Below are 25,831 nucleotides of genomic sequence, written 5' to 3' on the forward strand. Positions count from 1 at the left end.
CTCACCCGTCCGCCGCTCGTCAGCAAAGTAGCAAGCTACTCTCTGTTACCGCTCGACTTGCATGTGTTAGGCCTGCCGCCAGCGTTCAATCTGAGCCATGATCAAACTCTTCAATTAAAAGTTTTTTGTCTTTCGACAGCTCAATGAATTCTGAATTTATTTAATATCTTTCGATATTGAATTGACTGTGCCGAAGTAACTTATAAATAAGTTACTTCTGTTGGTCACTCAGTTTCAATTGAGACTCTAAATTTTTTGCCTTGCTTAGCTATCTAAAAGAAAGTTAAGCTCAGCTGTTAGAACTCAATCTGTACGAGTGCCCACACAGATGATTGCTTTATATTGTTAAAGAACATTGCGGTTAAAGTTAAACTTTATCTCGCTAGGGCTGCGCATACTACGCTTTCCTATTTTTTTGTCAACACTTAATTTTAAAATTTCTTAAAATCTAAACTCAAGTTTTACTCGACTAACTGATTAACTCTTGCAGCTTAAGCGTTGCCTGCTACCGTCTCAGTGGGGTCGCATTATAGGGCGCGGCGAATTTTACGCAAGCGTTTTTTAAAGAAAACTTGAAATAAAGTGCTGTTCGTTCAATTTACGCGCTAAACACACTAAAACCCCTAGTCAACTGTGCAAAATAACAACGACTTTTCCCTGAAAGGATCTTCAGTATTATCTATTATCGATATTTCGCAAGTTTTTGGCATAAAAAAAGCGCCATTAACTTCGGCGCTTTCCATAAAACAAAATAAAAACGTGTTAATAGAGGATACTGTAAAGCTTTCTTCTATATTTAGCCGCTAAACTATCACCATCCGGTAAAGAGGCAATAATAGCTAAATAACTTACCTTGGCATCGGCAAAATTCAAATCTTTTTTCAACACTGTAAATAGTAACTCTAACGCTTGCTCTTTTTTGCCTGCTTGGTCGTATGCTGCACTTAGTTCAACTTTTAATTCAAGATCGTTAGGATACTTTTCAACTTTCGCTTGTAATGCTTTTAGCTCTGGCGATTCTTGTGCTTGAAGTGCTTGTGCGCACTTTGCTTGAATATTTGTAAAGTATGCATCTTGCTCATTTTCATTTACTGAAGCTAACAAAGCTTGCGCGTCATCCAGTTTATGAATTTGAATGCATATATCTGCCAATACTAATTTTATACGCGCATTTGTATTGTCTAATTCGTAAGCCTGCTTGGCAAAATTAAACGCTTGATTTAAATCCTGAGCGATCAGTGCTTGCTTGGCTTGTTCTAACAACATTTCATGAGGCTGCGGTAAATGTTTACTTAACGCTTCTCTGATTTGAGTTTCAGCTTGTGCACCGGCTAATACATCAACAGGTGCTGAATCTTTTAATAGCACTAAGGTTGGTAATGTTTGTAGTCCAACTTGCTGTGCTAGTTGTGCTGCGAGTGCTTGCTCTAAATCACAATCTAATGTGGCAACTAATATATAGTCACCATAATCTTTGGCTATTGTCTGTAAAATAGCTGCTTGAGATTGACACTCTGGACTTTGTGCTGAAAAGAAACTTAACAGGACTAGTTTTTGTTGTGATGTTTCACCCAGCACTTGTTGAAGATTTTGCGGATTAACATTTACCATATTATTCATTGCTATTGATTGCCATATCAGACTATTTAGGGTTTTATATGGAGGCAAACATAATAATTACAAGCCCAGAATCACAAGCCATAAATCAAAAAGGTCTTTTATGAAATTTCATAGTCTATACGCTGCACTTATACTGCTTAGTCCATTAGCAAGCTCAACAACCTTGGAGCTGAAGTTAGATAAAACGATGCCTGCCATTGAAAAGTTTTACTTAGATTTACACCAGTCCCCAGAACTTTCATACCATGAGCAAGAAACGGGAGAAAAGCTTGCCACCAAATTACGTGCGCTTGGCTATGAGGTAACCGACAATGTGGGTGGCTTTGGTGTAGTAGCCTTATATAAAAATGGTGATGGCCCGACAATAATGATCCGTACTGATACAGACGGCTTACCAATCATAGAACAAACTGGTAAATCATATGCTTCAACAGTCACTGTTATAAATGATGAAGGAGCAAACGTTGGTGTGATGCACGGATGTGGTCATGATATTCATATGAGTTCATTTATTGGTACTGCGCAACAATTAATGCTACATAAAGATGCATGGCAAGGAACCTTAATGATGGTGGCACAACCTGCAGAAGAGGTGGGAGGCGGTGCAAAAGCGATGCTCAAAGAAGGTTTATTTAGTAAATATCCGACTCCTGATCACGTTATCGCTTTGCATGTTAGTGCGAGTGTTCCTGCAGGACAAGTCAGTATGAAAAATGAGTACACCATGGCCAGTGTGGATTCAGTAGATATTACGGTTAAAGGTAAAGGTGGTCATGGTGCTTACCCGCATATGACTATTGACCCTGTTGTTATCGCATCACGGATCGTGTTGGCACTGCAAACAATTACCAGTCGCGAATTATCACCTCTTGAACCCTCAGTAATTACAGTGGGTTCAATTCACGGTGGAGCTAAACATAATGTAATTTCGAATGAAGTAAAGCTACAGCTGACACTTAGAAGTTATAATCCTAAAATTCGCGAGCAACAAATTGCAGCGATAAAACGTATAACTAAAGGCATTGCATTAAGTGCAGGATTGGATGAAAGCTTAATACCAGTGGTTTATGTACATGAAGATGAGTCAATCCCATCTACATATAACGACCCTGCACAAACTAATATTGTACGTAGTGCGATTAGCTCGGCGATTGGACAAAGTAATGTGCTTGAAACCGAAGCGGTTATGGCAGGGGAAGATTTTGGTTTATATGGCCGCACAGATAAAAACATCCCTATCACCTTATTTTGGTTAGGTGGTGTAGAGCAAGCTCAATATCAAGCGGCACAAACATCAGGGGCAACTTTACCTTCACTACATTCAAGTAAATTTGCACCTGACTATAAAGTTGCAATCCCCACAGGTATCACTGCAATGAGTAACGCTGCGGTGGCTTTGTTTAATCAATAATCTTAGCAATGGATGACTAAGCCGATTTTGTTTTTGGTTTAGTTTTTCTTGTAAAACGCCGCTTTTGCGGCGTTTTTGGTAATTGTGCAAATACGTTGCTATCACAATTTTTGGCAAGTTCCACAAAAGCCGCTAAATCCACTAATAAAGGATTTAAAAATTGTTGATAACTCATTTGTTGTTCTGCTATGTCGCCCAACGATGCTTCCCATTTTGCGGTTAGGTCTGGGCTGGCTAAACCATGCGGTAACGCACTGATCAATGCTTTACCTGTATCGGTTGCTAAAATGAGTTTACCTTGACGTCTTAAAAATTGTCTTCTAAATAATAACTCTAAAATACCCGCTCTGGTTGCTTCGGTTCCTAAGCCATCTGTTTCTTTGAGTATTTTTTTGATTTCTGGATCTTTAACGTACCGACTAATACCTGTCATTGCACTAAGCAGCGTTGCATCATTGAAATGAGCTGGCGGGCTGGTCATTTTATCAATTACTTCACCGCGTTCACACTGCAACTGTTGCCCTTTAATTAATGGCGGCAATATCTGCTCATCTTTTAATGCGGTTTTTCCCATTAACGCTTTAAAGCCTAAACTTACATCTTGTTTTGCGTTGGCTTTAAAGATACCACCATTAATTGTTATTTCAGCCTTTGTTTCATTGTAAATGTAGTCTGGATAAAACTGGATCAGATAATGACGGCTAATAAGACCATACACTTTACCTTCTTCAACGCTCAAACTTGCTGACTTTTGCTGCTTAGCGGTAGGAATAATGGCGTGATGCGCAGCCACCTTAGCATCGTTAAAACACTTACTGCGTTTACTCACATCTGCGCCTTGGCAATGAGTGTCATTTTGCCCGCCATTGATGGCAATTGCCTTTATTATACTGGCTGCTTCTTGGTGATGATCTTTGGGCAAGTAACGATTGTCTGAACGTGGATAGGTAATTAGCTTGTGACGCTCATATAAATTTTGACAAATATCCAATACCTTTTGTGCAGGCATTGAAAAAGCTTTCGCAGCATCAATTTGTAACGCTGACAAATTATACGGCAAAGGTGCTTGTTGCTTTTTCTGCTTTTGTTCAAGCGCAGTAACTTCACCTGATTGATTAGAAATTCGCGACGCAACATTCTCAGCAAGGCCTCGATGGAGCACTCGCCCCTCTTCATCTTGATAAGGTTCACACGCTTTGCTTGGTTGCCACTTTGCTGTAAACGGCTCTTTATTTTCGGTACTTAAATGAGCTAATACTTCATAAAAAGGTTTTGGCACAAAATTAGCAATCTCGTTATCACGCTGGACAACCAATCCTAATATCGGTGTTTGTACACGCCCTACTGATAATACATTACCAAACCCTGCTTTTTGACCTGCAAGCGTATAGGCGCGCGTTAAATTCATACCAAACAGCCAATCAGCTCGCGAACGCGCCAAAGCAGATACACTAAGTGGAATAAATTCACGGTTAGAGCGAACGTTTTGCAGCGACTTTTTAACCGCGCTAACATTCAAATCACTGATCAATAAACGTTGAATTTGCTGTTTTTTGGCTTGGCTAAGTTTAACTTGCTCAATCACCTCATCAACAAGTAATTGCCCTTCTCGGTCTGGATCACCAGCATGAACAAGTTGATCAGCTTGTTTGATTAACTTTTTAAGTACCGTAAGTTGCTTACGAGTTTTAGATTTTGCTTTTAACTGCCATTGCTGTGGGATAATCGGTAAGTCATCAAAGCGCCATTTTTTATATTGCTCATTATAATCATCAGGCTCTGCCTGCTCGAGCAAGTGACCTATACACCAAGAAACACAATCGCCATTAGCCACTTCAATATAGCCATCATGTTTTTTATGAGGCTTTGGTAGCGCATCAGCAATGGCACGACCTAAAGATGGCTTCTCGGCTATATAAAGTTTCATAGGGCACTATCAACAACTGGTTATTTACACAGTAGTTTAGCACACGTAATTTAATCTACAAATAGTTAATGATTAGCTCTTTAAACTGCGATTTTTTCGCATAAATAAATACAACAGAGGAAGGTAGCACACAACGACAGTGCCAATATTGATTAAAGGTAATAACGTTTTATATAGCATAGTGCTATACGATAAATCCCAAAGGTGGCGATCCACTAATCTAAATAATTGTAAGATAGGCGCACTAATTACAACCAACTGACCGATCACACTTTGCCAAAGATACACTTTATCTTTAATAGCCCAGTAAGCAATCAAAGCCATCCAAGCAATATCATTAAAAGCCCAAACTACATAACGCCAAATATAAGGGTCATCTAACTCTCTAAGGCTTGAATAAATCACAGCGCCATACAAGAAGAAAACAGCTGTAATCAAGACAAAGCGTAATGCCAACCAATCCTTACGTATGTAAAATACAAAAATAGCTGGGAGTAAAAATAACACCCAGCTATATTCAAGTATAAAAATTAAATTGTTCACCCAATTAGGCATTGACGTTACTTAACATTCTTCTCTTCATCATCGCCACCAGAACCATTGCCCGGCATATAGCTATATTTATCAACGTTTTTCATCAGACACTCCGTTACACTTGTTAAAAAACTACTTTAAGCTAAATTAGGTACTTTGCCAAGCATCTTAACGAACATCTATCGGATCTGATTCCTTAGCCTTGCCTTGCATTATTGAAATTTCCACGCGGCGATTACGTCGTCTATCCGCATCAGAATCATTTGGAACAAGTGGTCGAGTTTCGGCATGACCGACAACAACCATTCTGGTTTTATCAAAGCCTTGCGCTTTTTGCATTTCAGTTGCAACCGCAACTGCACGCTTCGATGATAAGTCCCAGTTATTGGTATACAGCTCATTCGAAACTTGAAAATCATCAGTATGACCAGACACCGTAATTTCGCCTGGCACATCTTTTAGTAACGCAGCTATATCACGAATGATTGGTTTAAACTTAGGTTGTAAAAATGCACTCCCAGATGGAAATGAACCATTTTCACGAATACGAATAATAATTTGCTGACCTAATGATTCCAACTCAACAGCACCATCCATGATTTGTTGTTCCAATTGCTGGGCTATCTTTTTAACTAACTCATTAACCTGCTCTTGATCAGCTGCAGAAATAGATTGTTCTGATGCTTGTTGTTGCGCTGTACTTTGTGACTCACCGCCACGCTTATTACCGCGTTGCTCTTGACGACCGCCAGCTGAGCTTTCATCACCAGCCTGAAACTCAAGCATTTGCTGGGTCATTTCGACAGTTTGCTGTTGAATGGTTTCGATTGGAGTAGGTTCAGGTTTACCTGGGGTGAACTCCATCGCGATAACGGATGTTCCTTTGGGAATATCTTTTACTTCTATTTTATTTTGTACACCAAAGGCAAACTTCATTGAGCCTGCGATTTGTTTAAATTTAAGTACATCCATTTCTGAAAACGCGAGTAAAAGTACAAAGAAGCACATCAATAGTGACATCAAATCCGCGAAGGTACCCATCCATGCTGGTAACCCGGGTGGTGGACACTTGCACTCTTGATCTGACATGCTTACTCCTCAGTATCCACTTTTCGTTTTGATTCAGCGAGGTAGTTTTTCAAAATACCTTCGATGACTTTTGGGTTTTGGCCATCTTGTATACCTAATACCGCATCTAAAATTAGCCGCTGATTCATTGCTTCTTCGTCTTTACGCAATTCCAATTTTACTTGGATAGGAATTGCCACCACGTTTGCTAAAAACGCACCATATAATGTTGTTAAAAGCGCTACCGCCATCGCAGGACCAATCGCTTTAGGGTCATCCATATTCGACAACATCGCAACTAGACCAATCAAAGTACCGATCATACCCATCGCAGGCGCAATATCGGCAAGCGCTTTAAACAAACCGGCCCCCGATTCATGACGAGTAGAAGTAAGAGAAATATCTTTTTGCAAGGTGGCACGAACAACATCAGCGTCATGACCGTCAACAAGCATATCAACCCCTTTACGCATAAACGCATTGGGTATTTCTGCTTCCTCAAGTGCTAAAAATCCGCCTTTACGGGCCGAGTCTGCAAGTTCAACTGCTTTTTCGATAAGCTCTTCAGGTGACTCTATTTTGAACATGAAGGCTTTAGCCGCGACTTTACCGATACCGAGGAATTGACTCATCGTATAGTTTGATAACACTATAAAAATCGAACCACCGAAAACAATAACCACCGATGGCGTGTTATAAAACATAGCCACTTCGCCGCCACTACTTAGTACCATTGACATAGCAATAAGACCAATAGCTCCGAGAATACCTATAATGGTTGCTAAATCCACTTACCCCTCCAGAGGAATCGATGCTTTGTTGCTACCAGCAACAAATTTTTATTATTAACAGCTTATCGGCAATCTATTGAATTACTTAAACCATTTAATGAAAAAAATGAAATGAAAGTTTTCAACCCTGTTTAGCATTTTAAGCTACCATTGATAACCTGCAAGGCTTAAGTAAAGGTATAAATAATTAAAAGTGGCAAGAAAACAATTAATTATTCAAAAAAAATGCATCACCCTTTGACCTAGTTTAGCATTCCCCCTAAAATTGGCCTCACATTTCTATCATCTAAGTTAAATCAGTATGGCGACGAAAAAACCAGAGAACCTAAGCTTCGAGCAAGCGCTTGATGAATTATCCTTAATCGTCACAGAAATGGAGCAAGGAGAGCTTTCCCTTGAGCAATCATTAAAACAGTTTGAACGCGGTATTGCTTTAGCCGGCGCATCTTCAAGTAAGTTACAACAAGCTGAACAAAAAGTAGCTATTTTAATGGGTAGTGATAGTCAGTCACCACTTACTAACTTTGATAATGATTTGGAATAACGGGTGTTAATAACAGAGCAAATAAAATGTGCTCAACAAAATGTTGAAGCCACTCTCAATCGGTATTTTGAGCAACCGCTCGATACCGAGCACAGCATCAAACAAGCCACCCACTACAGCGTTTTAAATGGCGGTAAACGATTACGACCATTTTTAGTGTATGCCACGGGAAAAATGCTTGGCGCAAATAAACAAGATTTAGACGTGTTGGCTGCTGCTATTGAATGTATTCATAGTTATTCGTTAGTTCATGATGATTTACCCGCGATGGATGACGACGACCTGCGACGTGGTAGACCGACTTGCCATATTGTCTATGGCGAAGCTCATGCTATTTTAGCCGGTGATGCGCTGCAAACATTAGCGTTTGATTTAATTGCTAACCATTCATTTAACGTTCCTGCACAGCAACAGTTAAAAATGATTGCAGCACTTGCCAAAGCATCGGGTATTGAAGGTATGGTCGGTGGTCAAGCACTGGATATTGCAGCGACTGACAAATTAGTCAATTTAGCTGAGCTCGAACGTATCCATAAATTAAAAACAGGTGCTTTGTTAAATTGTGCAATTACTTTAGGTGCATTATGCGCAGCTGATACAAATCAACAAACATTATTACAATTAAAACAGTTTGGTGATGCAATTGGGCTGGCTTTTCAGGTGCAAGACGATATTCTTGATATCGAAGGTGATACCCAAGTCTTAGGTAAACCACAAGGCTCCGATGTTGCAGCAAATAAAGCGACCTACCCTGCTCTACTTGGGCTTACAGGTGCAAAACAAAAAGCACAATCATTACTAAAATGCGCACTCGATGCGTTAGCAGCAATAGATGCTGACACTTCTGAGCTAGAAAACTTGGCAAAATATATTGTTGAACGCGATTATTAATTCTAGGCTCTAGCTTGAGCAAGTAATGATGTACAAAATAACTAAAGAATCAGAGTAATATTACGCTATAATGACCTCTGGTTAGCGAAGGATGTATTAAAAATCATGACACTTGATAGTAGCAAGTATCCATTATTAGGTTTGGTTGACGAACCAGCCCAGTTGCGTGATTTAGCGCAAGACAAATTACCTGCTTTTAGTAATGAGTTACGTGATTACTTACTAAACTCAGTCTCGCAAAGTAGTGGTCACTTAGCATCAGGTTTAGGCACAGTTGAGCTTACTGTAGCGCTTCATTATGTATATAACACCCCTGAAGATCGCTTAGTATGGGATGTAGGCCATCAAGCATACCCACATAAAATTCTCACAGGGCGCCGTGATCAAATGCACACGATCCGCCAAAAAGACGGTTTACATCCGTTTCCATTTCGTGAAGAAAGCCACTACGACACTTTTAGTGTTGGGCATTCAAGCACCTCGATCTCTGCTGCTTTAGGCATGTCAATTGCGGCGCAAAAAGAAGGCAAAGGACGAAAAACAGTAGCGGTTATTGGTGATGGTGCGATTACCGCGGGTATGGCGTTTGAAGCAATGAATCACTTAGGTGATGTTAAATCTGACATGCTGATCATATTAAACGATAACGAAATGTCGATTTCTGAAAATGTCGGTGCACTAACTAATCATTTCGCTCGTATCTTATCAGGCAGTTTTTACACTAACATTCGTGAAGGTAGTAAAAAGCTGCTATCTGGCGTGCCACCAGTAAAAGAATTAGCCAGCCGCATGGAAGAGCACTTAAAAGGCATGGTTATCCCTGGCACCTTTTTTGAAGAGTTAGGCTTAAATTACATTGGCCCAATTGATGGTCATGATGTAAACATGTTGGTTGATACACTGCGCAATATGCGTAACCTAAAAGGGCCGCAGTTACTGCATATCAAAACCCAGAAAGGTAAAGGCTATAAACCAGCAGAAGCAGATCCAATAGGCTATCACGGCGTACCTAAGTTCGACCCTGCGATTTCCAGCCTACCAAAATCAAAACCAGGCGCTGCGACTTTTTCTAAAGTATTTGGCGATTGGTTGTGTGACATGGCAAGTCAAGATGAAAAGCTTATGGCAATCACCCCGGCTATGCGTGAAGGCTCAGGCATGGTGCGTTTTTCAAAAGAATACCCTGAGCAATATTTTGATGTTGCCATTGCCGAGCAACACGCGGTTACTTTAGCCGCAGGTTTTGCCTGCGAAGGCTTAAAACCAGTTGTCGCTATTTATTCAAGCTTTTTACAACGTGCCTACGATCAGCTTATTCACGATGTTGCTCTGCAAAACTTACCCGTGTTATTTGCAATTGACCGTGCTGGTATTGTTGGAGCTGATGGCGAAACTCATCAAGGCGCATACGATTTAAGCTTTATCCGTTGTATCCCTAATATGATTATCATGGCACCGAGTGATACTAATGAATGTCGTCAAATGCTGTACACTGGTTATCGTTGTAACAGCCCTGTTGCAGTTCGTTATCCTCGTGGTAGTGCTGGCACAACTGAAATCTGCGAGCAAATGACTGAGCTTGAAATTGGTAAAGGTCGTGTGATTAAACAAGGTGCTAAAATCGCAGTTTTATCCTTTGGTACTTTACTTGAAAACGCTCAACTGGCAGTCAATGAATTAAATGCCAGCCTCGTTGATATGCGTTTTGTTAAACCTCTTGATAGCGCACTAATCGACACTTTATTAGCCGATCATGACGTCATTGTAACCCTTGAAGATAACGCGATTGTTGGTGGTGCAGGCTCTGCTGTTAATGAATATTTAGCAGCTATCAAAGCAACAGTAAGCATCCTTAATTTAGGTATTCCTGATGAGTTCATCAAGCATGGAACACAAGAACAAATGCATGATGAAATGGGCTTAGGCTCACAAGGTATACTCGATAGCATAAAAAACTTTATTACTAAGTAACCAAAGTTTAAGTTAATAAAATAACAAAGGAGCGTAGGCTCCTTTGTTATTTATTTTCAAACATTTAAAAAAATCTCACTTTTTTTCAACTTTCTTGCATCCAATTATTTCCCTGCCACGTTTATTCACTGAGGTTAGCTCGTGAGCAAAGTGTTCACGCTTTTATATAATACCAATCGACTTAAATATTTAGCCTTTCTAGCGTGCTAAATAAAGCGCTAACGGCGTTATGAATTTTTCATGTAGAACAACTACATATAAAAATTCATGCCTTGTTATCACTCTATTTATCCGTCGCTATAAATGACTAACAACTTAACACGATTGGTATAAGCTGTTTTAAGCCAAGCTCTTTGTATGTTCACATTTGATGGAATATTTAAGAAGGTACAAGTTATGAAAACGTTAAAATCAGGCGAAAGCACCAAATCTATTCACGCACAATTAATGACCAGTAAACTTTGTTTGTCTGCGCTTACTCTAGCAATTTTGATTGGCTTAACCGGCTGTAGTGGCGATGATGGAAAAGATGGCGCTGTAGGCCCGCAAGGTGAAATGGGCATGGACGGCGTCGATGGTAGTAATGGCGCTGATGGGACAAATGGTAGCGATGGCACGAATGGATCAGATGGTACTCCAGGGTTTGCAGCAGCAACTTTTATTTTGGCTAATAATGGTGCTGATAATGCAGGCACCGTTGATTTGATTAATCAAAATGCTGCAAAGTTAAAAACATTTAATAGTGGTGCAAATGAAGGTGTTGCATTTGATAGCTTAGGTAATTTAATTCAAGCCAGCGATTCTGGTAATGGCGCTCTTAGCACCGTTTGCCAAGTATTAAGCCGTGCCGATGGGGGTATGTTTGACAGTAATCGTGATCGTACCATTACCGGCAGCAACACTACGTTAGTCAATCCCAAAGGTATTCATATATCAAATAAGCGCGGACTCATTTTTGCCGCTGACTTTAATGCCATGCAGATCACTGTCTTTGGTGCTACCGCCGCAGGAAATGCAGCGCCTTTAGCTAGTACAGTTACAGACGCAAAACCGTGGGATGTAACATACGATGATATAAACGATCGCTTATATGTGGCACTCACTAATGGTGATGTTGCAGTATACGATAATTATGTAGATGGTGGCTTTACCGCTATGGCAACTCGTACAATCACACCCAGTGATGCAAGCGGTAACAAAGTTTCCGTTAATATTCATGGTATCGTTTATGATGCCGATACAAATAAATTAGTACTTTCTGACGTCGGCAGTGCCAGTGATGCAACCGACGGCGCATTATTTGTGATCAACAACGCATCCCTTGCTACTGGCAATACCACGGTTGCTCGCAGTATCGCTGGCCCTGCTACTATGCTTGGTAACCCTGTGGATATCAGCCTGACTGGTAGCGACTTACGCGTTGCAGAAAAATCTAATGATGCAATTCTGGTATTTAGCAATATCTTTAATGGCGTCAGTGGTGACATTAGTCCAGATAGCGTCACCGCAACGATTAAGCCAGAGTCAATAACCGCCACAGTGATGCATAATGATATGCCTGATGTATCTGACAGTTATATGACTAATATGCCATTGATGGGTATTGCTGTAAGCAGTAATCCAAGCGCGGCAGGCCCTACAACAGGACAAATTTCACGTCTAAATGCACAGTTAACAAGTGAAATTGGCAGTTATAATGCAAGTCAAACAATCGAAAGTGTTGCCTTTGATAAAGCCGGTAACAGCTATGCGAGCTTTGATAACAGCACAACCTCTGTAGGTGGAATTGTTATTTCCAATAAAGTCGCGATGCACCGTGATGGCGAGGTATTTACACTAAGCCAAGATTCTATCATCAGCGGCAGTAATACCGGCCTAATCTCGCCAAAAGGTATTGATGTAGCATCAGACAGTGGGATGATTTTTGTCGCTGAAAACAATGCCACAACACCGGGAATATTAATATTCTCAACATGTACTACGGGTGATGTAACGCCCCTTTTGACGCTCACAGCAAGCGGTGGTGCACGTCCATGGGATGTTGACTATGATGTCACTACTGATAGAGCATTTGTGGCATTAACCAATGGGACTATTGCTGTTTTTGATGAAGTTAAAAGCAAGCTAATGGCGGGTATGAGCACTGTAACCGGGGAAGATCGCTTAATTACACCCGCAACAGCAGGAGTCGCATTCCCAGCCCCTACCAATATACATGGCATTGATTACGATCCACTAAGTGACTCATTAATTGTCTCAGATGTAGGCAGTGCCGCTGACGCCACTGATGGTAAATTGTTTGTATTAAATAATGCAGGAACCGGATCAGGTTTGAACAATGTCAGTGTCAATATCGCCGGACCTGCAACCATGCTCGGTAATCCTGTCGATATTATGTTTACCGGCAATCATTTATACGTAGCCGAAAAATCAAATGGCTTAGTCATGCGGTTTGATAATATTCTCAATAGCCCCAGCGGTGATATTGCAGCCAGCGTAAGCTACTCATTCACAGCTCCTGAGTCTGTTGCTATTTTACCAAGCTGGCTAAATCGCTAACCATCAAGGACAGTTAAATTAACTGCCTTTAGTTGGCCTCCCAATGCCTTAACTTTTCGAGTTAAGGCATTTCTTATCTTTAACTAACAGCAGTCTTAGAATAAGCAAACGCATAATTAGCCAATTAGCGCATCCACACTTTGATATCTGCTAAACCATTAGCTTGTAATACACTCAGTTGTTGCTCAACATTGTTGGTTTGCTCAAACTCAAAGGCATCTAATTGTTCATCAAAGGTGATGTTTGCAACACCATCGCCACCGCGCTTTTTAACTTGATGTAGCGCGATATCCGCTAAGTTGACAGAGGTTTCCCAACCAATAACCTGACCACCTAATAATGGTAATGGGTAAAATGAAAAGCCAATCGATGCGGTCAAGTTTATACTGTCACCACTGGGCAACTTAAATGTGTGATCAGCGATTACTTTACATAGCTGCGCAACATAACTATCGATTGCAGTGCGTTTAAAGTCACGTAGCAGTAACAAGAATTCATCACCACTCCAACGGGCAACATAATCAGATCCTTGGGTACGAGAGTTAAGCAATGCAGCCATTTGCTGCAAACAACTATCACCACCAATCGGTCCATAAGCGTCATTAATGCGGCTAAAATTATCAAAATTAATGATTAGCAACACCAAGGATTTTCCCTGCGCTTGTAATGATTGTGAGTTACGCTGAAAGTGCTCTATATCTTTTGGTAGTTGATCAAATAAGAAGCGACGACTTCTCAGCCCAGTAAGCTCATCTGAGTGACTCATAAGCTTTAGCTGTGAGTTAACTTGATTTAGCTTATCATTAGCTTGTCGCAGCTCCCCGGTGCGCTCCGTGATCAGACTTTCAAGCGCGGTTTGCTTACGGCGCTCTTGCTTTCTAAATACCCAAAACACTAAATAAAATAATAAAATAAAACTACCAGTGATCAACAACCGAAAATAAATTGTTTCATCAAACCGTCTTGGTACCACAAATGAATATTCCGTACGTTGCGCCTTCTGCCAGCCTTCACCTTGTCGTTTAGCCTCAAGTTGAAACAAAAATGCACCAGGCGGTAAATTGGTATAAATAGCTTCACGACGGGTATTAGCATAACGCCAATCGCTGTCTAAACCAGTTAAACGATAGCGAAACTCAATACTGGTCGGTGCATAATAGTCTATCGCTGTATATTTAAGGGTGATATCACGTTCATCGATTTCTAATTCAGGATTACGCCCTAATGCAGCTGTTGCAAGTTTACGTATCCCAGTATTTAAACTCTCAACCTTTGGCTGTAATGGTTTAACGCCAAACAGCTCAATATCCTTAGGGATCTCCACGACCCCCTGTAGGCTCGGATACCACATTGAATTACCTAACTCCGCCACAGCGTCATGGCCAAGGCCGGTACAACACTGGCTGGCCTTACCGTCAAGTTGACGATCGTATGACGAAATAACCTGCTCTACTTTTAAGCTTTCAATATCGGTACTAAACTGTTCAACCGGCATTCGGTAGACACCTTTCATGGTACTAACCCATATGCGCTTGAGCTTTTCATCATAACGTAAACTAAAAATAGAACCGTAAGGTAAGCCATTGGTAGCATCTAACTGACGCCAATGCCCTTGTGTGCTTCGATAAAATAAACCATCATTTAATGAGCCGATTAATATACCAACTCCATCAATGTTTAAGATGCTTGTAACATAAGCACCTTCAAGACTCGTTTGATCGCCAATTTTTTCAATACCACGATCGGTAAAGTAGTAAGCGCCTTTGCTAGTGCCAATTAAACCAAAATTAGCTTCATCAACGACATAAGTAATAAACTTACTGCCTAAAAATGCGTTATAAGCAAATGGGGTTAAACCACCGTAACTAAGCCGATACATACCCCGGCCAGTACCAAGCCAAAAGCCTCCTTTGCTGGAGCGACTAATCGCAAACACCGGGTTATCTTTTAAAGCGCGTCCAGGGACAGTGAACAAGGTGTTGTTTTCATAAATATACACACCACGTCCAGTGGCGATATATAAACGTGAGCCATCAAACTGTAAATCATGCACGGCTGCACGTCCGTATTGATTACTTGGGATTTGATTGATAAAGTTTTTATCTAAATCAAAGTAGCCTACACCACTGCGGTTAGCGACCCACAATCTCCCATCGGGCGCTTGGCTAATGGCCATAACCGCTTCGGTCATTTGTGATATAGCTGAGTGACGTTCTATTCGGCCTTCGTGCGCAAGCCATAATCCTTCACTAAAACTCGCAAGCCAAATATTATTATCATTATCGCGATATAAATCAGCAAACCAAATACTTTGGTCAAGTTGGCTCGGTTCAACCCATTGCCAATCGCCGGAGTTGTCTCGAAACAGTAAGCGCCCATAGGTCGAAATCCACAGTGCTCCATTTGAGTCACTCATAAATTTATAAACCGCTGAGTTATTCGCATTGGGCAGTGGAAAGGGCCTTAACTCGTCATCTAAATCTAAAAAGTAAGCACCGAGCTCTGACGCTAAATATAAGTTGCCTTCCAGCCATGCTAAATCGTGAATAATCGTTTGTGCTAAACGCTCAGGTATAGATACCTTAGCAGTTAGTTCTAAGCGTAATTTTGCAAAATCAGAGGAGGAATTAGTTAACCGTAGCAAGTATCGTTCATTCACCAGCCAGATCCCTTCTGGCGATAATGCCAGCTGACTGACAGTACCAACAATCTGCTTTACTGAACTGGCACTCATTACAGGGACTAGTAAGTCATGCACTGCGCTGACATTGATCTGATTGCGAGATACAAAGTACAGGCCATTCGCTGCTATCCAAATACTGCCTTTCGCATCTTCGATAACATCGCGTACAGGGCCTTTTACACTAAACTCTTGCGCTGCCATAGTGGTGGGATCGATGACCACAATACCATCTTTAGTACCAATCCATAAATAGCCTTCGCTATCGACTAGTAATTTATTAATGCCGTTACTGGGTAAGAAATTACTATTTAAGGTGTTGTAATTAGTGAATGTATTGCCATCAAAGCGACTGAGGCCAAACTGAGTTCCCAGCCACATATAGCCTTGCTTATCTTGCACGACACTTTTAAGTGACTGCGATGGTAAGCCATTTTGCATATTCCATTGTTTTACAACATAGTCGGTAATTGACGCCTTACTTGGCATACTGCAGAACAGCACAATAATAACCAATAAAAATCGCATCATAACGTCAATACCTCGTTGCAAAACTAAGGTTAAAAGGGCAAATAACCCATTTTAAACAATGCCTGAACACAAATTAAAGAAAATATACCAGCTAAAACATCATCCGCCATAATACCTACACCACCATGAACCCGCTTATCAAGAAAGCGAATAGGACCTGGTTTAGCGATATCAAAAAAACGAAATAACAAAAAACCCACTAACAAAGACTGCCAACTTAATGCAGCTCCGATCATGGTAATGTAAAATCCGGCAACTTCATCCCATACAATCGCGGGATGATCATGTACTCCCAGATCATCAGCGGTTTTGCCACATGCCCATATACCAAAAATACTAATAACTACCGCAAATACAATTTGTAACCACAGCGGGAAATACATAGTAGTAAAAATAAACGGTAGCGCAGCAAAGGTACCAAACGTACCCGGCGCTTTAGGCGCTAACCCTAAACCAAAGCCCAAACCAAAAAATTGATGAGGGCGCTTTAAATTAAATAATGCAGGTTTATTCAAACCGACTCCTTGGTGAAGTGTTCAAAACCAGCATCATCATATGCTAATTTTTCGCCATCGAGCATCAGCTCAACCTCGCCTTCACCACTTTTTATTTGTCCAATGCAGGCTGCATCTACACCATACTGGCGCAATTTCATTTCCAGCATACTTTTATTGCTATCAGGTACCGTAAATAACAACTCATAGTCATCGCCATAATTGAGGATAAACGGCAGTTGTTGATCTCGTTCTAAAGTAGCACGCAATGCATCCGAGGTTGGTATTTTATTCACATCAATACAAGCGCTAACTTGCGACAGAGCTAAAATATGCCCAAGATCTGCCAATAGACCATCTGAGATATCAATCGCTGATGATGCTAAACCGCGTAATACTTGCCCCGCAGCAACACGCGGAGTTGGGTAATCAAATCGTTGATTAACGTACCTTAAGTGCTCTGGAGCAATCTTAATCTCTTGCTTACGAGCTTCAATCGCAAGCCCGGCATCACCTAGCGGCCCTGTAACATAAACCCAGTCACCTACTTTAGCACCGCTTCGGCGCAGTGCTTTACCTGCAGGCACTGTACCTTTAGCACAAATAGTAATTGTTAACGGCCCTTGCGTGGTATCGCCACCAATGATTTGCACATTAAAATACTCTGCGATTTCATGCATGCCTTCGGTGAATTCTTCCAGCCACTCAACATCAATATTTGGCAACGTTAAAGCAACCGAAACCCACGTAGGCTCAGCCCCCATAGCAGCTAAATCACTTAAGTTTACGGCCAGGGCTCGATGGCCTAATGCACGCGGATCGATGTCATCAAAAAAGTGTACGCCTGCTACCAGTGTATCGGTGGTAATCGCTAACTGACAATTTTCAGGAACAGTAACCAATGCACAATCGTCACCAATCCCTAAATTAACATCGCGACGAGTTATGCCACGACCTTTAAAGTAGCGATTTATTAATTCAAATTCCTTCATACACAAAAAAGCCGGCCTATGCCGGCTCTCCTTTTACGGTCGCATTACTTACGTAAATGCTTTACCGCTTTATCAAGTACACCATTAACAAATTTATGGCTGTCTTCAGCGCCAAATATCTTAGCAAGCTCAATACCTTCGTTGATAGCAACTTTATAAGGTACATCTTCACGGAATTTCAGCTCATAGCTGCTTAAACGTAAAATAGCGCGTTCAACTTGGTCTAACTCGTTAAATGGACGAGTTAAATGTGGCGATACTGCTTCGTCTAGTTGCTTATGATTTATAGCAACACCACGCGAAAGATCTTTAAAGTATTCAACATCAATTTTAGTCACATCGTTTTCGATCAACATTTGTTGTTCGATATCGGCAATGGCATTGCCACTTAATTGCCAAGAATAAACGGCTTGAAGTGCTAAGATACGTGCTTTACGTCTTGCTGCTGGTTTCACAAAAATTCCTTAAACTTAAATTTTATCTAACACATTAACCATTTCAAGTGCGCCTAAAGCAGCTTCGCCGCCTTTGTTGCCCATTTTAGTGCCAGCGCGTTCAATCGCTTGCTCAATGCTTTCAGTGGTTAATACGCCAAATGCAATCGGGATATCATACTCAAGCGACACTTGCGCTAAGCCTTTATTTGATTCGCCAGCGACAAGATCAAAATGTGGTGTACCACCTCTGATCACAACGCCTAAAGCGATGATTGCATCATACTCTTTTTTTGCTGCAACGCGTTTCGCCGCTAAAGGTAATTCTACCGCACCTGGTACATAAACTACGGTAATATCATCATCAGATACACCACCAGTACGTTTTAATTCATCAACAGCACCAGCTAATAGGCTGCTACCAATAAAGTCATTAAAACGAGAAATAACGATAGCGAATTTCTTGCCAGGAGCGTATTTATTACCTTCAATAATTTTCATTCGATAACCCTAAAAAATAAGTTCAAGCGGTTGCGATTGCGCAAAAATTGCTGCGTATCATACCATATAAATAAAATAATAGCCTAGTTTAAGCGTTGTGCTTATTGTGGCTCTACGTAGTCAACCACTTCTAAGTGAAAGCCCGATAACGCATGGTACTTTTTAGGCAAGCTCATCAAACGCATTTTTTCAATGCCCAAGTCAGCTAAAATTTGTGACCCTACGCCTACGGTGCGTGAAGTACCTTGGAATTTACGATGCGCGACCGTCTCACCAGCATCTTCTGCAGCAAACGCTTTGACTGTCGCTTCTAGTTCTTCGGTGCATTCTTGCTTACCTAGAATAACTAACACACCTTGATGCTTTGCAATATAAGCCATCGCATCTGACAAGCCCCAGCTTCTATCGGCACTGCGATCAGATAACAAAATATCATTGAAGGTACTTTTTAAATGAACCCGTACTAAGGTTGGTTCATTCGTTTTAACCTCACCATTTAACAGCGCATAATGTAACTGGCCGTCAATGGTATCTTTATAAGTAACTAAATCAAACTCACCATGTACGGTTGGCAACTTACATTTTGCCACTTGCTCAATGGTGGTTTCATTCATGTTACGGTATTCAATTAAATCAGCAATAGTGCCAATTTTGATATTATGTTGCTCAGCAAATACTTCTAAATCAGGACGACGCGCCATGGTGCCATCAGCATTAAGAATTTCCACAATTACTGATGAAGGCTCTAAACCGGCTAAGCGGGCTAAATCACAACCGGCTTCAGTGTGACCGGCACGCGTTAATACGCCACCTGGTTGTGCCATAATAGGAAAGATATGCCCAGGTTGAACGATATCACTTGGTACAGCACCTTTGGCAATCGCAGCTTGCACAGTACGAGCGCGATCTGCAGCAGAAATCCCCGTAGTCACACCTTTCGATGCTTCAATCGACATCGTAAAGTTAGTCGAAAATGCCGCACCATTGTTTTTTACCATTAATGGTAAATCAAGTTGCTCACAGCGCTCTTGAGTCATTGTTAGGCAAATTAAGCCGCGACCATGAGTGGCCATAAAATTGATCGCTTCAGCACTAATGTGCTCGGCTGCGATAATTAAATCGCCTTCATTTTCTCTGTCTTCATCATCCATTAAAATAACCATTTTACCGGCTTTAATGTCATCAATAATTTCTTGTGCGCTGTGTAAATTCATAATCTGCTCGTGTAAGTTGTGGAGTGCGTTTATTTAATAAAACCGGCTTGGGCGAGTAAACTCATCGAAATATCTGAACTAGCTGGCTGCTCTGCGCCTTTGATCAAACGCTCTAAATAACGCGCGATTTGATCTACTTCTAAGTTCACTTGCGTGCCTACTTTAAAATCAGCAATAGTCGTTTGCTCACTAGTGTGCGGCACAATTGTCAGTTTAAATTTATTATCTGCTACTGCATTTACTGTTAGGCTAATACCATCAATGCATACCGAGCCTTTATAGGGAATGTATTTCATCAATTGTGCATCGGTGCTCAGCCAATATTCAACGGCGCGGGCATTAGGCGTGATTGCGGTGATTGTCGCAATACCATCAACATGACCAGACACTAAATGCCCACCGAGGCGAGACACCGGTTGCATGGCTTTTTCAAGGTTTACTTTTTGCCCTTGTTTATAATGTGCAAAGCCTGTCAAACCAATCGTTTCATTAGATAAATCAGCGCTAAAGCCATCGCTGTGCTTTGCTACTACGGTTAAACACACACCGTTGGTTGCAATGCTGTCACCTAAATTGACATCCGCCATATCAAGGTTATTACTTTGAATGCGAATAGCTAAATCGCCTTGCTTTTGTTGTAACTCGCTAATAGTGCCCGTTGCTTCGATGATCCCAGTAAACATAGTGGTTACTCTTTAGTTATTTGGTTTAGATGAGGCTTTGCGTGGTGTCGCCGTGATACGAATATCGTCACCGATACACACACTCTCATTAATTGATAAATTAACAACGTCCTGCATACTTGTCAGCTCTGTAAAGTTTAGTAAGCTTTTGCCGTCATTCCCTAACAACTTCGGCGCCAGATAAACAATATATTCATCAATTAAATTACATTCAGTCATTTGGCCCGCTAAGGTTGCCCCTGCCTCTAACCAAATATGATTAAACTGTTGCTGCGCTAGAAGTTTCATGGCAGCCACTAAATCAACTTTACTATTTTTTTCTGGTACTACAATATGGCTTACGTAATGAGGCCATTGCTGTGATTTATCAAGTTCAGTGGTAAGAATAATTACTTCACTGGCAATGCTAAATAATGCTTGCTCAGGTGTTAAACGATTTTGTGAATCAATAATAATACGTACAGGTTGGCGTACAGGTAATTGCGTTGGTAACGGCTCTGGCAGCTCATCAACACGAACATTGAGTTTTGCATTATCAACTAATACTGTGTCCGCGCCGGTTAAAATAGCGCAGCTTTGTGCGCGCTGTAGTTGCACATCTTGGCGAGCCTTAGGGCCCGTTATCCACTTACTTTGACCGTTTTTAAGTGCCGTTTTACCATCAAGGCTTGCGGCCATTTTGCAGGTAATAAATGGCATACCTTGCTCCATGCGCTTTAAAAAGCCACGGTTTAACAGCCTTGCTTGTTGTTCTAACAAACCTGACGCAACCTCAATGCCCGCGTCCGCTAAAATAGCTAAACCTTTACCGGCCACCTGCGGATTTGGATCAACCATAGCAGCAATTACTTTTACCACGCCAGCAGCTTTTAAACCTTCGGCACACGGCGGTGTGCGACCAAAATGGCTACAAGGTTCAAGCGTGACATAAGCAGTTGCGCCAAAGGCTTGGCTACCCGCCATTGCTAATGCATTCACTTCAGCATGGCCTTGGCCGGCAACTTGATGAAAACCTTCACCAACAATAACGTCATTTTTTACTAATACACAGCCAACATTTGGGTTTGGGGTGGTAGTAAAGCGTCCTTGTTTGGCAAGCTCAATCGCTCGGGTCATATAAGAGAAATCTTGTTCGCTAAACTGATATTGGTTCATATCACTCTCCCAAACGGGCAATTTCTTCACCAAATTCACGAATATCTTCGAATGAACGGTATACCGATGCAAATCTGACGTAAGCGACTTTATCGAGTTTTTTCAGCGCTTCCATAATGCATTCGCCAATCAGGTGACTGGAAATCTCACGCTCGCCGGTGGCACGTAATTGCGATTTAATAATATTGACCACTTCATCAACTTGCTCGGTACTGACGGGGCGTTTTTCTAATGCACGGTGTAGACCATTAAGGAGTTTATCTTCATTGAAAGGTTCACGGCTACCGTCTTGTTTGATCACCCGAGGCATTACAAGTTCTGCGCCTTCAAAGGTAGTAAAGCGTTCATGACATTCATTGCATTCACGGCGTCGCCTTACTTGGTGACCACCTCCCACTAAACGCGAGTCAATCACTTTGGTATCTTTTGCGGTGCAAAATGGACAATGCATAGGTATCAGCTTCCGTTAAAAACAAAAAAGGCCGCTTTTAGGCGGCCTTTATAATAGCAAAAAACTAAGCTATTGTGATCTAAATTACTGTTTGTAACTCAATTAAGCGTAAACAGGTAATTTTTTACAGATTGCTTTAACTTTCTCTTTTACTTGTGCTTGTACTGACTCATCGTTGATGTTGTCTAGTACGTCACAGATCCAGCCAGCAAGCTCTTTAGACTCAGCTTCTTTAAAACCACGGCGTGTGATTGCCGGTGAACCAATACGTAAACCAGACGTTACAAACGGTGAACGTGGGTCATTTGGTACTGAGTTTTTATTTACGGTGATATTAGCATTACCTAAAGCCGCATCTGCGTCTTTACCAGTGATGTCTTTATCAATTAGATCAAGTAAGAACAAGTGGTTTTCTGTTTTATCAGATACGATCTTATAACCGCGCTCTTGCATTACTGCAACCATAGCTTTAGCATTTTTCACAACTTGAGTTTGGTATACTTTAAACTCTGGTTGTAGTGCTTCTTTAAATGCCACTGCTTTGGCAGCGATAATGTGACATAAAGGACCACCTTGGCCACCAGGGAATACTGCACTGTTAAGCTTTTTATAAATAGCTTCGTCGCCACAAGCAGAAATAATCAAACCACCACGTGGGCCGGCTAATGTCTTATGCGTAGTTGTAGTAACAACATGTGCATGTGGTACTGGGCTTGGGTAAACACCAGCAGCAATAAGGCCTGCAACGTGAGCCATATCAACAAACAAGTAAGCGCCTACTTTGTCAGCGATTTCACGGAATTTAGCCCAATCAACAATACCTGAGTATGCTGAGAAACCACCGATGATCATTTTTGGTTTGTGCTCAAGTGCAAGTGCTTCAACTTGTGCGTAATCAATCTCGCCAGTCGCTTCGTCAAGTCCGTATTGGATTGCGTTATAAAGCTTACCAGAGAAGCTTACATGTGAACCATGCGTTAAGTGACCACCATGAGCTAAGCTCATACCTAACACTGTATCGCCAGCATCTAATAAAGCTAAGAACACAGCAGCATTTGCTTGTGAACCTGCGTGAGGCTGAACGTTAGCATAATCTGAACCAAACAATTCGTTTGCACGGTCAATCGCTAGTTGTTCAACCACGTCAACATGCTCACAACCACCGTAGTAACGCTTGCCCGGATAACCTTCAGCATATTTGTTTGTTAGCTGTGAACCCTGCGCTTCTAGTACGCGTGGGCTACAGTAGTTCTCAGATGCGATAAGCTCGATGTGTTCTTCTTGGCGAGCAGTCTCTTTAGTGATTGCTTCAAATAACTCTGGATCGAAATCCGAAATATTCATGCTACGTTCTAACATGGGGGCTCCTAGGGCAACGTGTATGGTATTTTGAAGGCTGAATTATACGCTGAAAACGTCAATTTGCCTATGGTCTAAAGATGAACATATTTAAACAGGGATTGAATTTAATTCACAGTGTTTTTGTAATGATATTTTTTTATTAAAGCATCAGAAATTTTAATGAATAAAAGCAAATAACATTTACATTATTTATACCTTAATCTGTTGCATTCGCGATTGTTTACACTATTATGATACCAATGTAATCATGGATGATGAACTAATTTACTATGCTAGCTAAACCTATCTACGAATCAATTCCTTATTGTTATGTCATTGTTGGCGGACTTTGCATTTTACTTTTCAGCACTGTTTTACCAACAGCCATTGGTATTTTTTTATTCTTCAATGGTGCCAATATTTGGCGATTACGCTCAAATTCACGGCGTAAAGATCATAAAGTAAATCGCATTAAAGTTAACAAACACTTTTATTATTATGAATTTAAACCATTTATTTTATTTATGTGCGGATTACTCCTAATCCATTGGGTAGCGAATGAATTAGTTATACTTGCAGGGATTATGATCTGCCTTATAGCCATTTTAATTTTTTGTTTACGAGTGCTAAACCGCCGTTCACGTTCAATAGTTTAATTTTCCATTACTGCTATTAAGTACAATTTAAAGCAATAAAAAACGACATTGCTTTCACATATGCCGTTTATTTTTAGTTTTACTTAGCGGGTAAAAACTAACCTAGTTTAGCTAATAATATTTCACGCAGGATATCGTAATCATCTGCGATATCCTCGGCTAAGCATGGTTTAGCTAATGCATCAGCTAGTGGTTTTGGCATTTCAAGTTCAATATTTAAAATCTCTTCAACACTTTCTTTAAACTTAGCCGGATGCGCTGTTGCCAGAAAAATACCAGTTGAATCAGTTGCTAAGTTAGCTTTTAGGCCCTGATAAGCAATCGCTGTATGTGGTTCTGCAACATAGCCTGTTTGATGAATTTTTTTCATCACTGCTTGGGTATCATTTTCATCAACACTAGTTGAATAAAAATCATCATAACTAAACCATTTGTTATCAAGCATGGTTTGTACACGTGGCCAATTATTAGGTTTACTCACATCCATGGCATTAGACAATGACTCGATTGTGGCATTAGGCGCCCAGTTTTTATCAAGGATAAAGCGCGGTACAGTGTCATTTTGATTGGTTGTAGCGCTAAGTTTAGCGACCGGTAAACCAATCACCGCACCGATCATCGCCGCACATACATTACCAAAGTTACCACTAGGTATTGAGATATGTGCTTTGGCGCGCTGCTCTTTTGGTAATTGCGCTATTGCTTCAAAGTAATAACATACTTGTGCAACAAGGCGACTTATATTGATAGAATTAGCTGAATTTAAACCTAAACGAGATTTAACTTCATCATCTAAAAAGGCATTTTTAACCATCGCTTGGCAATCATCAAAGCTACCATCTACAGCGTAGCAATGGATATTATTACCCAAAGTAGTAAACAATTTTTGCTGTGCTAATGAGATTTTACCTTTTGGATACAGGATAACCACATCAATATTTGGCTTGTTATAGAACGCATGCGCAACAGCTGCCCCAGTGTCCCCTGAGGTTGCTGTGAGTATTGTGGTTTTTTCACCTTGGCTAAATTGTGCCAAGCACTCAGCCATAAAGCGACCGCCAAAGTCTTTGAATGCAAGCGTTGGCCCATGGAACAACTCTAAACAATAAATATTGTCTTCAACTTCAACTAATTTAACAGGAAAGTTAAAGGCATTTTGCACCATTTGTGCAACCGTATCAGCAGGTAATTCATCACCAATCAAATGCGATAAAATCTTACTGCTACGAGTAACAAAGTCCATATCGAGTAAACTATCAACATCAGCTAAAGGCGCGAGCGATTCAGGGAAAAATACTCCTTGATTACGTCCTAAACCTGTTTTAACCGCTTCAACAAACGACACTTTTTGAGAATCATCTTTTAAATTATGTAATTGCATTA

General features: G+C 41.0%; 21 protein-coding genes and 1 rRNA gene. 5 read left to right on the top strand and 17 right to left on the bottom strand.

The annotated features are described in order from the left end of the window. Positions 1-117 (bottom strand): 16S ribosomal RNA (locus PSR9079_RS08795); the annotation flags it as partial. A gap of 645 nt (positions 118-762) precedes the next feature. Continuing rightward, positions 763-1,620, bottom strand: coding sequence for a tetratricopeptide repeat protein (locus PSR9079_RS08800; RefSeq protein WP_145241107.1), 858 nt, complete (start codon positions 1,618-1,620; stop codon positions 763-765). Between the two features lie 100 nt (positions 1,621-1,720). Between PSR9079_RS08800 and PSR9079_RS08805 the strand changes: the two genes are divergently transcribed. Then, a complete protein-coding gene (locus PSR9079_RS08805) occupies positions 1,721-3,031 on the top strand; it encodes a M20 metallopeptidase family protein (RefSeq protein ID WP_149981192.1) in 1,311 nt (436 codons plus the stop codon). 16 nt (positions 3,032-3,047) lie between these two features. On the opposite strand, the gene PSR9079_RS08810 is transcribed toward PSR9079_RS08805, so the two are convergent. The 4 genes from PSR9079_RS08810 to pomA form a co-directional block, all read right to left on the bottom strand. Continuing rightward, entirely contained in the window at positions 3,048-4,958 is a 1,911-nt protein-coding gene (locus tag PSR9079_RS08810) for a DNA topoisomerase III (protein WP_145241111.1), read from the bottom strand. Between the two features lie 72 nt (positions 4,959-5,030). Further along, positions 5,031-5,513, bottom strand: a complete 483-nt coding sequence (locus PSR9079_RS08815; RefSeq protein ID WP_149981193.1) for a hypothetical protein — start codon at positions 5,511-5,513, stop codon at positions 5,031-5,033. A 147-nt stretch (positions 5,514-5,660) separates the two neighbouring features. Further along, a complete protein-coding gene (locus PSR9079_RS08820; protein WP_145241115.1) occupies positions 5,661-6,581 on the bottom strand; it encodes a flagellar motor protein MotB in 921 nt (306 codons plus the stop codon). A 2-nt stretch (positions 6,582-6,583) separates the two neighbouring features. Next, the gene (gene pomA, locus PSR9079_RS08825) at positions 6,584-7,351 is read right to left on the bottom strand and encodes a flagellar motor protein PomA (protein ID WP_145241117.1); all 768 of its coding nucleotides are present in this window, start codon (positions 7,349-7,351) and stop codon (positions 6,584-6,586) included. Between the two features lie 301 nt (positions 7,352-7,652). On the opposite strand from pomA, the gene PSR9079_RS08830 reads away from it, so the two are divergent. The 4 genes from PSR9079_RS08830 to PSR9079_RS08845 all read left to right on the top strand — a co-directional run bounded on the left by PSR9079_RS08830 (position 7,653) and on the right by PSR9079_RS08845 (position 13,316). After that, positions 7,653-7,895 (top strand): exodeoxyribonuclease VII small subunit, encoded by a 243-nt coding sequence (locus PSR9079_RS08830; protein ID WP_145241119.1) that lies wholly within the window; start codon positions 7,653-7,655, stop codon positions 7,893-7,895. A 3-nt stretch (positions 7,896-7,898) separates the two neighbouring features. Beyond that, a complete protein-coding gene (gene ispA / locus PSR9079_RS08835; RefSeq protein ID WP_149981194.1) occupies positions 7,899-8,786 on the top strand; it encodes a (2E,6E)-farnesyl diphosphate synthase in 888 nt (295 codons plus the stop codon). Between the two features lie 105 nt (positions 8,787-8,891). Continuing rightward, complete coding sequence (dxs, locus tag PSR9079_RS08840) at positions 8,892-10,757, top strand: 1-deoxy-D-xylulose-5-phosphate synthase (RefSeq protein WP_145241123.1); 1,866 nt, start codon at positions 8,892-8,894, stop codon at positions 10,755-10,757. 396 nt (positions 10,758-11,153) lie between these two features. After that, positions 11,154-13,316, top strand: a complete 2,163-nt coding sequence (locus tag PSR9079_RS08845) for a hypothetical protein (protein WP_179959160.1) — start codon at positions 11,154-11,156, stop codon at positions 13,314-13,316. Between the two features lie 124 nt (positions 13,317-13,440). Here PSR9079_RS08845 and PSR9079_RS08850 read toward each other — a convergent pair whose 3' ends face one another. The 11 genes from PSR9079_RS08850 to thrC all read right to left on the bottom strand — a co-directional run bounded on the left by PSR9079_RS08850 (position 13,441) and on the right by thrC (position 25,829). After that, positions 13,441-16,527 carry a ligand-binding sensor domain-containing diguanylate cyclase gene (locus PSR9079_RS08850; protein WP_149981195.1) on the bottom strand — a complete coding sequence of 1,029 codons (3,087 nt, stop codon included), beginning with the start codon at positions 16,525-16,527 and terminating at the stop codon, positions 13,441-13,443. 29 nt (positions 16,528-16,556) lie between these two features. Beyond that, positions 16,557-17,042, bottom strand: coding sequence for a phosphatidylglycerophosphatase A family protein (locus PSR9079_RS08855; RefSeq protein WP_145241127.1), 486 nt, complete (start codon positions 17,040-17,042; stop codon positions 16,557-16,559). Further along, the gene (thiL, locus tag PSR9079_RS08860; protein ID WP_149981196.1) at positions 17,039-18,013 is read right to left on the bottom strand and encodes a thiamine-phosphate kinase; all 975 of its coding nucleotides are present in this window, start codon (positions 18,011-18,013) and stop codon (positions 17,039-17,041) included. The genes PSR9079_RS08855 and thiL overlap by 4 nt, the downstream gene beginning before the upstream one ends. Before the next feature lie 44 nt (positions 18,014-18,057). Continuing rightward, entirely contained in the window at positions 18,058-18,468 is a 411-nt protein-coding gene (nusB, locus tag PSR9079_RS08865; RefSeq protein ID WP_145241131.1) for a transcription antitermination factor NusB, read from the bottom strand. 15 nt (positions 18,469-18,483) lie between these two features. Continuing rightward, complete coding sequence (gene ribH / locus PSR9079_RS08870; RefSeq protein WP_145241133.1) at positions 18,484-18,948, bottom strand: 6,7-dimethyl-8-ribityllumazine synthase; 465 nt, start codon at positions 18,946-18,948, stop codon at positions 18,484-18,486. A gap of 101 nt (positions 18,949-19,049) precedes the next feature. Continuing rightward, positions 19,050-20,162 (bottom strand): bifunctional 3,4-dihydroxy-2-butanone-4-phosphate synthase/GTP cyclohydrolase II, encoded by a 1,113-nt coding sequence (ribBA, locus tag PSR9079_RS08875; protein WP_145241135.1) that lies wholly within the window; start codon positions 20,160-20,162, stop codon positions 19,050-19,052. Between the two features lie 29 nt (positions 20,163-20,191). Further along, positions 20,192-20,845 carry a riboflavin synthase gene (locus tag PSR9079_RS08880; RefSeq protein ID WP_149981197.1) on the bottom strand — a complete coding sequence of 218 codons (654 nt, stop codon included), beginning with the start codon at positions 20,843-20,845 and terminating at the stop codon, positions 20,192-20,194. A gap of 12 nt (positions 20,846-20,857) precedes the next feature. Beyond that, positions 20,858-22,000 (bottom strand): bifunctional diaminohydroxyphosphoribosylaminopyrimidine deaminase/5-amino-6-(5-phosphoribosylamino)uracil reductase RibD, encoded by a 1,143-nt coding sequence (gene ribD, locus PSR9079_RS08885; RefSeq protein WP_149981198.1) that lies wholly within the window; start codon positions 21,998-22,000, stop codon positions 20,858-20,860. Between the two features lies 1 nt (position 22,001). Further along, a complete protein-coding gene (gene nrdR / locus PSR9079_RS08890; RefSeq protein WP_016708083.1) occupies positions 22,002-22,451 on the bottom strand; it encodes a transcriptional regulator NrdR in 450 nt (149 codons plus the stop codon). Positions 22,452-22,553: 102 nt separating this feature from the next. After that, positions 22,554-23,810, bottom strand: coding sequence for a serine hydroxymethyltransferase (glyA, locus tag PSR9079_RS08895; protein ID WP_145241140.1), 1,257 nt, complete (start codon positions 23,808-23,810; stop codon positions 22,554-22,556). Positions 23,811-24,545: 735 nt separating this feature from the next. Continuing rightward, complete coding sequence (thrC, locus tag PSR9079_RS08900; protein WP_149981199.1) at positions 24,546-25,829, bottom strand: threonine synthase; 1,284 nt, start codon at positions 25,827-25,829, stop codon at positions 24,546-24,548. Positions 25,830-25,831: the final 2 nt, after the last annotated feature.

It is taken from the genome of Pseudoalteromonas rhizosphaerae (assembly GCF_902498845.1).
In the GTDB taxonomy this organism is placed as follows: domain Bacteria; phylum Pseudomonadota; class Gammaproteobacteria; order Enterobacterales; family Alteromonadaceae; genus Pseudoalteromonas; species Pseudoalteromonas rhizosphaerae.